Origin of the sequence: Paulownia witches'-broom phytoplasma, assembly GCF_019396865.1 — a bacterium.
Lineage (GTDB): Bacteria > Bacillota_I > Bacilli_A > Acholeplasmatales > Acholeplasmataceae > Phytoplasma > Phytoplasma asteris.
Genome location: NZ_CP066882.1, coordinates 463,324 through 475,775, shown reverse-complemented (window position 1 = coordinate 475,775; position 12,452 = coordinate 463,324). Strand labels below are relative to the sequence as shown.

General features: G+C 23.9%; 14 protein-coding genes and 2 pseudogenes. 15 read left to right on the top strand and 1 reads right to left on the bottom strand.

The annotated features are described in order from the left end of the window. Nucleotides 1-76 precede the first annotated feature (76 nt). From mscL to gtfA, 9 genes and pseudogenes are all read left to right on the top strand, one after another. Nucleotides 77-514 carry a large conductance mechanosensitive channel protein MscL gene (gene mscL, locus HGD80_RS02495; protein ID WP_219474268.1) on the top strand — a complete coding sequence of 146 codons (438 nt, stop codon included), beginning with the start codon at nt 77-79 and terminating at the stop codon, nt 512-514. 205 nt (nt 515-719) lie between these two features. Then, nucleotides 720-2,444 carry an ABC transporter ATP-binding protein gene (locus tag HGD80_RS02490; RefSeq protein WP_219474265.1) on the top strand — a complete coding sequence of 575 codons (1,725 nt, stop codon included), beginning with the start codon at nt 720-722 and terminating at the stop codon, nt 2,442-2,444. Further along, the gene (locus HGD80_RS02485; RefSeq protein ID WP_225904280.1) at nt 2,441-4,234 is read left to right on the top strand and encodes an ABC transporter ATP-binding protein; all 1,794 of its coding nucleotides are present in this window, start codon (nt 2,441-2,443) and stop codon (nt 4,232-4,234) included. Before HGD80_RS02490 ends, HGD80_RS02485 begins: the two co-directional genes overlap by 4 nt. Nucleotides 4,235-4,527: 293 nt before the next feature. Next, a complete protein-coding gene (locus HGD80_RS05430) occupies nt 4,528-4,659 on the top strand; it encodes a hypothetical protein (RefSeq protein ID WP_264081069.1) in 132 nt (43 codons plus the stop codon). A gap of 27 nt (nt 4,660-4,686) precedes the next feature. Further along, nucleotides 4,687-5,172 carry a hypothetical protein gene (locus tag HGD80_RS02480; protein ID WP_219474261.1) on the top strand — a complete coding sequence of 162 codons (486 nt, stop codon included), beginning with the start codon at nt 4,687-4,689 and terminating at the stop codon, nt 5,170-5,172. A gap of 285 nt (nt 5,173-5,457) precedes the next feature. After that, entirely contained in the window at nt 5,458-5,643 is a 186-nt protein-coding gene (locus HGD80_RS02475; protein ID WP_219474259.1) for a hypothetical protein, read from the top strand. Between the two features lie 706 nt (nt 5,644-6,349). After that, nucleotides 6,350-6,589 carry a hypothetical protein gene (locus tag HGD80_RS02470; RefSeq protein WP_219474258.1) on the top strand — a complete coding sequence of 80 codons (240 nt, stop codon included), beginning with the start codon at nt 6,350-6,352 and terminating at the stop codon, nt 6,587-6,589. A 300-nt stretch (nt 6,590-6,889) separates the two neighbouring features. Next, complete coding sequence (locus HGD80_RS02465; RefSeq protein WP_219474256.1) at nt 6,890-7,051, top strand: hypothetical protein; 162 nt, start codon at nt 6,890-6,892, stop codon at nt 7,049-7,051. Nucleotides 7,052-7,407: 356 nt separating this feature from the next. Next, nucleotides 7,408-8,696: pseudogene (gene gtfA, locus HGD80_RS05710) on the top strand (sucrose phosphorylase); the annotation flags it as partial. Nucleotides 8,697-9,027: 331 nt separating this feature from the next. Here gtfA and HGD80_RS04910 read toward each other — a convergent pair. Then, nucleotides 9,028-9,464 (bottom strand): annotated as a pseudogene (locus HGD80_RS04910) (transposase); the annotation flags it as partial. 117 nt (nt 9,465-9,581) lie between these two features. Between HGD80_RS04910 and HGD80_RS02445 the strand changes: the two are divergent. The 6 genes from HGD80_RS02445 (at nt 9,582) to HGD80_RS04905 (ending at nt 12,283) form a co-directional block, all read left to right on the top strand. Further along, a complete protein-coding gene (locus HGD80_RS02445) occupies nt 9,582-9,746 on the top strand; it encodes a hypothetical protein (RefSeq protein WP_219474253.1) in 165 nt (54 codons plus the stop codon). Nucleotides 9,747-9,953: 207 nt separating this feature from the next. Then, entirely contained in the window at nt 9,954-10,271 is a 318-nt protein-coding gene (locus tag HGD80_RS02440) for a hypothetical protein (RefSeq protein ID WP_219474251.1), read from the top strand. Between the two features lie 66 nt (nt 10,272-10,337). Further along, nucleotides 10,338-10,955 (top strand): hypothetical protein, encoded by a 618-nt coding sequence (locus tag HGD80_RS02435; protein WP_219474249.1) that lies wholly within the window; start codon nt 10,338-10,340, stop codon nt 10,953-10,955. Between the two features lie 142 nt (nt 10,956-11,097). Next, the gene (locus HGD80_RS02430; protein ID WP_219475648.1) at nt 11,098-11,403 is read left to right on the top strand and encodes a hypothetical protein; all 306 of its coding nucleotides are present in this window, start codon (nt 11,098-11,100) and stop codon (nt 11,401-11,403) included. Between the two features lie 21 nt (nt 11,404-11,424). Further along, the gene (locus tag HGD80_RS02425) at nt 11,425-11,892 is read left to right on the top strand and encodes a hypothetical protein (RefSeq protein ID WP_225904277.1); all 468 of its coding nucleotides are present in this window, start codon (nt 11,425-11,427) and stop codon (nt 11,890-11,892) included. Nucleotides 11,893-12,133: 241 nt separating this feature from the next. Further along, nucleotides 12,134-12,283, top strand: a complete 150-nt coding sequence (locus HGD80_RS04905; RefSeq protein WP_225904276.1) for a hypothetical protein — start codon at nt 12,134-12,136, stop codon at nt 12,281-12,283. Nucleotides 12,284-12,452 lie beyond the last annotated feature (169 nt).

Below are 12,452 nucleotides of genomic sequence, written 5' to 3'. Positions count from 1 at the left end.
ATTCCTTTATTTTGATACAATAACTAAAATAATTACAAAACTTATCTTTAATTTTTTATTAAAAAGGAGTTTTGAAATGATAGAAAATTATAATTTTACCTCTAAATCTTTGCAATTTGCCAAAGGTTTTAAAGCTTTTATTGCTCGTGGTAATGTCATTAATTTAGCTGTTGCAGTTGTAATGGGACAACTTTTTGCCAAAATTGTAAGTTCTTTGGTAGCAGATATTATTATGCCTCTTTTTTCTTTGTTGTTTAATTATACTGGGGCTTTAAAAGATTTGAAATTGGAAATTAAAGCTAATACTTATCTTGGTTATGGTAATTTTTTGCAAACTATTTTAGAGTTTTTGTTGCTTTCTTTTATTATTTATACTATTTTAACTTTAATGTCATGGAAAAATCCTTTGCAAAAGGATAAAGTCGATAAGAATATGTTACTTTTACAACAAAGTCTTGATAAAGAAATTGCTTTATTAGAAGAAATTAAAGATATTTTGAAATCAAATAAGTAATTGCAAGTTAGTATTAACAATAAATATTATTTAGTTGTTATTAAAACAATTATAAGGGACTATTTTTAATAGTCTTTTTTTATTACGTTTTATTATTTTAATTATATTTTCACCCTTTTTATCCTTATTTTTTACCATTATTACTTGAAAGAAATTGCAACAAAAAAATTAACCATATAAACAAAGGAATTGTGAGTTTAGACTAATGAAAATTATTTGGAAATATTTATTCAAATACAAAATGTTGCTGTTATTAAATTTAATTGCTGTTTTGTTTGTTTGTTGTAGTGAATTGGGAATTCCTTTTATAATTGGTAAATTTATTATTGATTATAATAAAAATCAAATTGATCCTTTCGCACTTTTAGGGCTTTTAGCTTTATGTGCTTGTTGTGGTTTTATAGGAAATCTAATTCTTAATTATTGTGCTTCCAAAGTATCATCCTTGCTTTTTCAAGATTTAAGCGTCGATATTTTTAAAAAAGTACAAACTTTTTCGCCCACTGAGATGAAACAATTAGGGATTTCTTCTATCCTTAACTATACTACTTTGGATGTTTTTCAAGTAATGAATTTCATTTCTGTTTTTTTCCGTACTGCTGTTGTGTCTCCTATTATGCTTGTAGTTAGTGTTGTTGCTATTTTTTATGTAGCTTCTTTTTTGCTTTTAGGAATCCTTTTTGTTGCTCCTTTTTTAGTTTTAACCTTATTTATTATTCTTAAAAAATCTTATATTTTATCAAAACAACAACAAAAAAAATTAGATGAATTAAATGTTATTACTCGCGAAAATTTAATTGGGATTAAATCTATTCGTGCTTTTCGCCAAAGTCAATATGAAACTTCTCGTTTTTCTAAAGTAAATCATAAATATAGTTTTTTTTCTATTAAATTATTTAATTTTATGGTTTCTATTGATCCTATCTTTTATTTGTTTTTAAATTGTTCTATTTTGATTAATGTTGGAGTAGGAGTATATTATTTAACTCAAAGTCATCCTGATTTTACTACGGGAAAACTTCTTTCATGTATTGATTATCAATTTCATGTTTTATTTGCTATTTTAGATTTTTTATTACTCTTTATGATGTTTCCTAAAACTTTGGTATCTGTTAGAAGAATTGAAAATGTTTTAAATATTACCCCTAAAATTAAAAATGTTTGTAAACCTTTAAAACCGCAAATGCCTTTTCAAATTTTGTCTTTTGAAAATGTCACTTTTACTTATCCTGATGCTACACAACCCATGTTAGAAAAGATTAATTTTAGTATGAAACAAGGACAAATTGTAGCTTTTGTAGGTGCTACTGGTTCAGGAAAATCAACTCTAATAGGGCTTATTCCTCGCCTTTATGATGTGTGCGAAGGTGCTATTAAAATTAATGATATTGATATTAAAGAATATGATCTTAATTATTTGCGTAATAAAATTAGTTTTATTTCTCAAAAAAATGTTTTATTTAAAGGAACTATTAGAAGTAATTTAGCTTTTGGCAAACAAAATCCTCAAGAAAATCAAATGACAGAAGCATTGCAACTTGCTCAAGCTTATCAAATTGTACAAAATAAAAATCATAAATTTAATGAAATAGTAAGTGAATTAGGTACTAATTTTTCAGGGGGGCAAAAACAAAGGCTTTCTATGGCAAGAGGATTTCTTAAAAAACCTGATATCTATATTTTTGATGATTCTTTTTCAGCTCTTGATTATAAAACTGAATATGAAATTAGAAAAGCTTTTTTTGAAATGAAAGATCAAGCCTTAGTGTTAATTGTTGCTCAAAGACTTACTTCTGTTATTAATGCTGATAAGATTATTGTTTTAGAAGAAGGAAAAATGAAAGCTATAGGAACTCATCAAGAATTAATGAAAAATTGTCTTCTTTATCAAGAAATTGCCAAATCCCAAAATTTAGAGGTTGTTGTATGAAAAGAATTTTGAGATATTTAAAACCTTTTAAAAAACAAATTAATTTAGGGCTTTTCTTAATTTTGGTATCTTCCCTTTTTAATGTTTTTTTGTTTTATTTTGAAGGTAGATTTATTACTGATAAAATTCAAAATTATTATAAAGATAAAAATTCCTTTTCTGTTCCTTTTTTTGGCAATGATATTATGTCTTATATTATCTTTATTTTATGTATTAATTTATTTTTATATTTTGTTGTTGTTATGTGTCGTGTCTTTTTTAATAAAATGTTAATTTCATCTATTCATCAAGGGATGAGAGATTTGCGTCAAGATGTGCAAAAAAAAATTCATCGTTTACCTATTAAATACTTTGATTCTAATACTTTAGGAAATATTATGAGTCGGATGACAAATGATATTGAAGTTATTTCTAATGCCTTGCAACAATCTTTTTCTATTATGTTAGCTGCTTTTTTAATGATTGTAATGATTGTTTGTTTTATGTTTGTTTTACATCTTTTTTTAGGTATTATTGTCTTTATGATGATTCCTTTTTCCTTTTATGCTATTTATAAAGTATTTACTAAATCACAGAAAATCTTTATTCAAAGGTTTGATTCATCAGGGAATCATCATGGTTTTTTACAAGAAAAATATACTGGATATAAAGAAATTATTTTATATAATCAACAAAATACAGTTATTGAAGAGTTTAGTTATCAAAGTAAGTATTTAGAAAAGTTAGTTTTTAAATCTAATTTTTTGTCTGGTTTAACTTCACCAATTGTATGTTTATTTACTCATTTTACTTTAATTGCAGTTAGTATGATGGGATTTTTTTTGATTGAAGGACATAATATACCTCTTTTTTTAACTAAATTAGGAGTAGGAGTTATTGGAATAGGACTTTTTAGATGTTTTTTACAATTTGTTTGGCGTTTAGGAAATCCCATTATTGAAATAGGTCATATGTCAGTTTTATTACAATCTGCTAATGCTGCTTCTAGAAGGGTATTTGCTTTTTTAAATGAAATTGAAGAAGCTCCTGAAGTGCTCAAACCTCAAGTTATTGCCAATCCTCAAGGAGAAGTTGTTTTTGAAAATGTTTCTTTTGGTTATAATAAAAGAGATATGTTATTAAGGAATATTAATTTTGTTGCCAAGCCAGGACAAACCATAGCTATTGTAGGTCCTACAGGTTCAGGTAAATCTACTTTAATTAATCTTTTAATGCGTTTTTATGATATTAATGCAGGGTCTATTAAAGTTGATGGAGTTGATATTCGCGAGTTAAAGAAAGATAATTTAAGAACTATTTTTGGAATGGTATTACAAGATACTTGGTTTTTTAAAGATACTATTTGGCAAAATATTAAATATGGTAAACAAGATGCAACTGATGAAGAAGTAATACAAGCAGCCAAACAAGCTCAAGTTAATTATTTTATTAATACTAAGCCTAATGGTTATCAGATGCAAATTAATGAAGAAGCAGATAACTTATCACAAGGAGAAAAACAATTAATTACTATTGCAAGGACTATTTTAAGTAATCCTAAAATATTAATTTTGGATGAGGCTACTTCTAATGTAGATACTAGAATTGAAATTTTGTTACAACAAGCCATTCAAAAGTTAATTCAAAATAAAACTGCTTTTGTTATTGCTCATAGATTGTCTACTATTGTTAATGCTGATAAGATATTAGTGCTTCATAGAGGGGCTATTATTGAACAAGGAACACATCAAGAATTATTAAATTATAAAGGATTTTATTATAAACTATATCAAAGTCAATTTCAAAAATAAGATATAATATTAATATTAATATTAAATATAAAGACCAACTATAAAAATAGTTGGTCTTTTCCTTATTTGTAAGTTATTATTTTATTATTTAAAGATTGTTTATTGGTGTTGTTGGTTTTAGGTGATATGTTATAATAAGAATAATCAATTGCGATAATGTATAAAAAAATTATGGGAGATTATATTTGTGTTGTAAACTGGATAATTATTTGATTGATTTATTTTCAAAACTATAAATTATTATAGAGTGAATATTTTGAGATCATAACCGAATTTAAAAAGGAGTAAAAAAAATGAAACAAATTAAATCTTCATATATAATATATACTTTTGTTATAATTATTTTTATTGCCATAATTACTTTGCTTTTTATTCGTGAATATAATAAAAGAAATCAAAAAACAGGTTATCATGATGCAAATTAAATTGCTGATTTTGATCCTTTAGCTAAAATGAGTGGACAAATTCATAAAAATGATAAGGGACAAATATATAAAATAACTTACCCTAAAGGCGGCTATGTTGAATATAATCCAGAAACCAAAAAAAGAAAAAAAGTTTTAGAAACATATGAGGATTCTCGTATTCCTTCTAATTATATTGAACAACTTTTACTTTTTAATGAAGATGGTAAAATATATAAGATGATTTCAGAAGGAACTATTGATGAAATAGAACCCATAACTAACAAAAAAATAATGATTAATAAAAGGATTTTGCGAAATCGAAAAATTATTTTGAATTGCACAAACAATCTCCTTAAGCAAGAAATAATACGTATAAACAACTCTGATTACCCTGGACTAAATCAAGCCCAAAAAATAACCAATGAAAAAAATCAAATTACACATATTATTTTTCTTGATGGAGCTATTGAGGAATTCAACCCCGAAAATATAAAATGCTTATCCAAACTGTTTACCCCAAAGAAGGTATAATAATTCTTAATAGTTTATTTACAATAAAAGCAGATAAAGAATATAATCCTTCCACAAATATACCTAATTGCCAAAAAAAATATTTCATTATTATCTTTTGAAGATACAAATTTTTCCTCAAACTCCCAAGATATCACAAAATATGTTGAATCAAAATTAAAGAAACAAGAAATAACAGAAACATTTTCAAATGGCAAACCTAATAAAATAATTACTACTTATTATTATAGCGGCAACGAATGTAAAAATGAATACGATGAAAATGAAAAATTAATTTCAACAACTATGAAATTTGACCCAGATAGAATAATAAAATATTTAGACAATGAAGTAGATCAAGTTAAAATAGAAATAATTTACAAACAAAGCGAAAAAAATGATAAACCTAAAGAAACATATCCATATGAAGGAAAATGCCACTATTGCACTCAAATCCTTAAACCTGATGACAAAATTTTATTAATTAAATGAAAAAATATTATATTAAATTTGTGATGTTTTTTAGTAACTTAAAACGCTCCAATAATTCGCCCCCAGTAAAGAATGCATATTTTATCCCCAAACTATTTACTTAGTTTGGGTTTTTTGCATTCCAACGAAAAACAAAATAAAAATTATTAAAAAATAAGTTCAATATTTTTAATTATTTATTGAATTGCAATTTATTAATTTTTTTGCGTAAAAAACGTCAAAAATAATGTCATTATTGAACTTTTTTATTATTTTATTAGTATTTTTGATAAATATAGGGTTATTATAGAGTTATTTTTAAGATTTAGAGTATTAAATTGTTATTAAATTAATAAAGTTTGAGCGTCAAAACCCCACCCTTATTTTTTTTTATTTTATAATAGATATGTTTGTTATAATATTTTATAACAAGAATCTTTAAAATTTATAGATTCCGACGTTAAAAAATATATTTATGCTTTTCAAATATTTACCTTTATTTTAGGTATTTTATTTATGGGGCGTGATTTTTTTATTAAAGCTATCTTTGTAACTGTTTTATTTATTTTAGGTGTTAAGTCGTTTGATAAAGTTTGTACCAAAGACCAATTAAAATGGATAGTTACTTTCATTAATAAACAACCTTACGCCTTGAAAGTGTTTTTAAAATACTTTTTTAGTTCCTTGTATTTGGAGTTTATGTCAAAGTATAGGAATTACTTTAATTATGAAAAATAATGCTACTATTGGTGGGAATAATTTTATTCAGCTTATTTTAAAAAATAAATTAAAAATTCCTTTTATCTCTACTTTATTGTTAACAGATGGATTGATTATTTTACTTTTTTTTATCTTGGAATTTTTTCAACCCGCAGTAATAAAACTTACACCAGAAAAAATTTATTTAAAATATCTTAATTCCATTATTACTTTTTTGATGATGATCTTTTTAATTTATAAATTGTAATCTAAAATGCCAATTCCACCAAGTAAGAACAACAAATCTAAGAAAACTAACAAACCTTATAAAGCTAAAATAAAAAAAGTAAAAACACGTAATTATAATAAGAATAAAAATTTTAGGTTTAATAATATAGAGTATCAAAATACAAACATTTTAATGAAACACACACATGTTAAATCCTAAAGATATTTTTATTAGCAAATGTGAGGTATACAGCCAATAAAAGCAATACATGTTTTTTCTTTGTGTGCCTTTTTAACATTTGCCCTTATAAGCTCATATTTGTTTGTATATATTTGTAATTTGTATTTTAATCCTTGCATTTCTCATGACAGACCTTTCTTTTTGGGTTTTGTTTTTGCCCTAGCTATTGCATCTTGGATAGCAGTAGTTAGTTTTTCTTTTGTTTTTGGTGCCCTAAGCACTCATTTATTTTTATTAATTAAACATAAAGGTAGTTATTGACCAAAAGTCTATAATTTAAATTTATATTTACATTCCAAAACCTAGAACCAAAACAAAAAGAATCCCCCCCCATATTTAATATTTTTTTTGCAATTCAACATTAATTATATTCTTTATAATTGTCATCTATATTTAAGTAATGAATCCAATCAATCAGCAATCAATTTTATCATTTTAAAGATTAAATAGTTATTTAATTAATATCATTATCAAATATTTTTATCCATAATCTATATTTTTATCATGCTAATCAAATTTAATAATTAATATATTAACTAAAATTAAAATATCAAATATCAAATACTAAATATAAAATACCAAATACTAAATAACTAAGGAGTAATAAAAAGGGATTAATGAAAGTAAAAAACCAAGCAATGCTGATTACTTATGCAGATTCATTAGGAAAAAATTTAGATGATTTAAAGCTTGTTTTAAAAGAAGATATTAAAGATGTTGTAGGAGGAATCCATTTATTGCCCTTTTTTTCCTTCAACAAGCGATAGGGGGTTTTCACCAACGCAATACGACAAAGTTGATCCTCTTTTTGGAGATTGGAAAGATATTAAAGAATTAAGCGATAGTGGTTATTATTTAATGTTTGATTTTATGATTAATCATCTTTCATCTAAGTCTTTGATGTATCAAGATTTTAAAAAGAATCATAATAATTCTCAGTATAAAGATTTTTTTCTACGTTGGGAAAAGTTTTGGCAACAAGTAGGACCTAATAGACCAACCAAACAAGATGTAGATTCTATTTATAAATGTAAAGATAAAGCTCCTATTCATTTAATTGAATTTGATGATGGCACTACCTACTGAACATCTTTGGAATACTTTTGGCACCGATCAAATTGATCTTAATGTTAAAGAGCCTATTGTGAAAGAATTTATTAGAACTACTTTAACTAATATGGTAAAACAAGGTGCAAGTATTATTCGTCTTGATGCTTTTGCTTATGCTTGTAAAAAAGCTGATACTAGTTGTTTTTTTGTAGAACCTGATATATGGCAATTACTTGATGAAGTAAGAGATGTATTAAAGCCTCTGGATGTAGAATTATTACCAGAAATTCATGAAAATCATAGTATTTAAAATAAGATTAGTGAGCATGGATACTTTATTTATGATTTTGTTCTTCCTCTTGTTGTTCTTTATACTCTTTATTCTAAAAATCCTCAACGTTTAGTGGAGTGGTTGAAAAAATCTCCAATGAAACAATTTACTACCTTAGATACTCATGATGGTATTGGAGTAATTGATGCTTATGATATTTTAACTGATAAAGAAATTAAGTATACTTCTGAACAATTATATAAACAAGCTGCTAATGTTAAAAAAGTATATTCTTCATCTCTTTATAATAATTTAGATATTTATCAAATTAATTTTACTTATTATTCTGCTTTAGGAAATGATGATGATGCTTATTTATTGAGTAGAGCTTTTCAAATCTTTGCTCCAGGAATACCTCAAGTTTATTATGTTTGTCTTTTTGCTGGTGAAAATGATATTAAATTATTAGAATCTTCTAAAGAAGGAAGAAATACTAATCGTCATTATTATTCTAGAAAAGAAATAAAAGAAGAAGTTAAACGTCCTGTAGTAGCTAATTTATTTAAGTTGTTTGCTTGGAGAAATTGGGCTGTTCCATTTTTTCATACAACTTTTTATTTTAAAATGACTCTTTAAGACTAAAAATTAATAGATAATTTCCTATCTTTTCAAACTAAGGAAATATTTTGTTGAATTAAAAAGTGTCTAAACTTTTTTTGATAATTCTTTAGTTTCAAAAGATATTTTTTAATATTTTAACCCTTCACTATATAGTTAGGTAAAAAAAGTTAAAAACTCGTCAACAAAATGAAAGAAAATGATATTTTTTTTAAATTTTACTATTTTTAGGTAAAAAAAGCGCACTAAAGTAACCTTTTTCAAGGTTATATTATTTTATATTAATTCAACTAAAAATTTATCTTAGATTTTGAGAATATTGAGATGGAGTTGAATGATTTAATTTGCTTGAAATCCACTTATTATTCCAAAATTGAGGAAATTAATTGATTAATTTTTTTCATTTTGTTAGGATATTTTTGAAATAAAAAAGGATTTTGATGTTGTAAGATCGTTTTCATTTGGCCGAAAAAGTTTTCAATGATGGCGTTATCACGAGGGGTGGCTTTTCTTGACATGCTGATTAAAAAACCTTTTTTTGTTAAAGTTTGTTGAATTTGGAGCGATTGATAAACTTTCCTTGATCGGAGTGAATGATACAAGGTTCTTTTAATTTTGGCAGTTTTTGATGGTTTTTGAAACTAAATCTTTATTTTGTTGATTTGAAGTGTGAGAAGCAATTATTTGATTGTTAAAAAAAGAATCGATAATACAAGAAAAATAGAGAAAACCTTGAATATTGTAGGCGATTAAAGAACCATTAAAAAAATACCAACTTTTAAGTTGGTTTCCTTATTGTTTCTAAATACTAAAAAATATTTTTCTTATTAAATAATAAAAAAGGAGATTAAAATGGCGAGAAATTACAGACGTTCTTATTTCAGTAAAACATCTTTTAGAAGAAATAAATTAACTTTAAGCAGATTTTTTACATATTGGATTTTACCTACATTAGGCATTGTTATTCCTTTGATTGTTTATTTTGCTTCAAAAGGTTATTTATCAATAGCTAAATAATAAAAAGGAGGATAAAAAATGACTTTCAGACAACTATTAACTTTAATTGCTCTTGGTTTTATTTTTATATTTGCAGCTTATAAATTTGGTTTTATTGTTTCTGATGCAACTAAAATTACATGGATTAAATAATGAGTGTTTTTTAAAAAACACTCATTAAGAGATAATATATGAATAAATTAATTTAAAATTAAGGAGTTAATTAAAATGGATAAAAAACAAAAAATAAAAAAAGAATTTTACGAACATTGTCAATGTTGCGGAACTAATTTGGGAATGAATATAAGTGATCTTGATTTTACTTTATTTGGTGTAATAATAAATTCAATGATTTTAATTAGTTTTGGATTTTTTGTATTATTTGGTTTTTTGAGTTTATTTTCATTTTTTCAAATTAATCATGAAATTTTTATAACTCTTACTTATATTTTTGCTATTGGTGGTGTTTCATTTTTTATAATATCTGACTGTATGCCTAAATTACTTTTTGAAAAAGTAGAATATGAAAAGGTTGAAAAAGAATAAAGGAAAATTAGATGAAAAAATATAATTTATTTGATAATTTTATTTGTTTATTGATGGGCACAATTATTGGTATTTTTTTATATATTAATTTTTTTTATCACAAAAAATAAAGAAAGCGCTAAACAATTACAACAAGAATTATTAAATAAACAAACACAAATAAACACTATTAATCAAGAATTAGTTAACCTTTCAAATCAACAAACCTCTTTACAACAAGAATTAAGTGACCTAACTCAAACTTATGATGAATGGGAAACAACTTGCGAAATCAAAGCTAATCAGGATATTAATGAAGATAGGATTAAAAATGAAGCAATATACTATTCTCCTGTCCCTTTTGCAGTTGAAATAACCCCAACTGTAAAACTAGACAGAAATAATCAACAAATACCAATAGGCGTTCCACGAACAATAAAAAGTCAACCAATAGAAATTAATGGAGCTACTTTTTATTATATAAAGCCTTACTTTGCTTCAAATAAAATATGCTTCATTGATAAAAACAGGAGCGATTTTAGTAATTATATTGATAAATTGGTAGGTGGAAATCGTTGGCGATTTAAGTTTAATCAAAGTGTAAACACCACCCCACCACCAAATAAACTCAATAATTATCAATTTGTATTGCAACAAATAACAAAAAATTTGAATGAAATTACACAAAAATTATCAAATAAGTAACAAGAATTAAATAAATATTAACAAAAAATAAATGATTTAATTAATAACTAACAGCCTGATGATATTTTACAACAGGAATTAAATAATAAAGAAACTCATATTAAAACTTTGAAAAGGTTGGAAAAGAATAAAGGAAAATTAGATGAAAAAATATAATCTATTTGATAATTTTATTTGTTTATTGATGGGCACAATTATTGGTATTTTTTTATATATTAATTTTTTTATCACAAATAATAAAAAATTAGAAACAATTCAAAAAGATAATAAACCAGTTGAAATAATAAAGGAAATTGAAAAGCCAATAGAAATTATTAAATATGTTAATTTAACTAATTCTCAAAAATTAGATTTAATAAATAAATTAAAAAATAATTTTATAAGTTATAATAACCAAAATTATTTATATAAAAAAGATATTGAAAATATTTTAAATAATTTTAAATAATTTTATAGAAAGGAATAATTGATGGATATACAACAAACAATTATTAATATTGTTGAATCTAAAATATTTATTTCTTTTACTTCTTTTATCTTTGGTATTTTTATTTATTGGCTTTATTTTTATATTAAAGAATGGAAAAGTAAATATGATTTTAGTGATGAATTACGAGATATAGTAAACCATTATCTTAAAAAAGGTAAAATTCGTATTAGTGAATATGGTGCCTTAGTTAGATTAATGGCACAAATGGGCAATTACTTAGGTATATATAGAAAACATGTTGAAACAATGATTAAAGAATTTGGAGAACATGGAGGACTTAATTTTTCCGAGGGTATTTTTGATGAAAAAAATAATAATCAAGAAAATAAAGAAAATAATAATTTAGATGAAATTTTAAAAGAGAATTTAAAATTAAAAAATCAATTAAATAATATAAAAAAACCTTTAATTGCGGAATCTATTGATGATACTGAAAATGATTTTTAGTTTTAATTTTTTAAAATATTTAATTTTCTTTGAATTTAAAGATTTTTTTTATTTATTATATAATATTTTTTATAGTATTTTTTTTACTAAATCATCTTTTTTATTTGGTTTTAATGTTGGTTGGAATAATAATTTTTTAATTATTTTTAATATGATAAAAACAGTAATTGTTTTTATATGGTAACAACTAACAACTTTAATTTATCCTTTAAAATTATTTAGTACTTTGTTTAATTTTTTAATGCAAATATTAAAAATTTTTATTGATGTTTTTGATAGTATTATAGGTTATATTAAAAGTTCTATAACAAGTCTTACCGGTCAAAAATTAATGGACCCTAGTGAAAGTATTTGGGAAAAATTAAAAGAAATAGCAAAGATAATTTTTTAATGTTACTGTTGCTGGTTCTGTTATTTATTTTTTAAAAGAAGTTAATAGTTTTCTTTTAAACTCTTTCATTAAAATAGGTGATTTGTTGTTTAAAATTGTTTTAAGAATATTAGATATTATTTCAATTGTTTTAAAATTATTTTTATTTTTGTTAAAAAAGGTTATAATA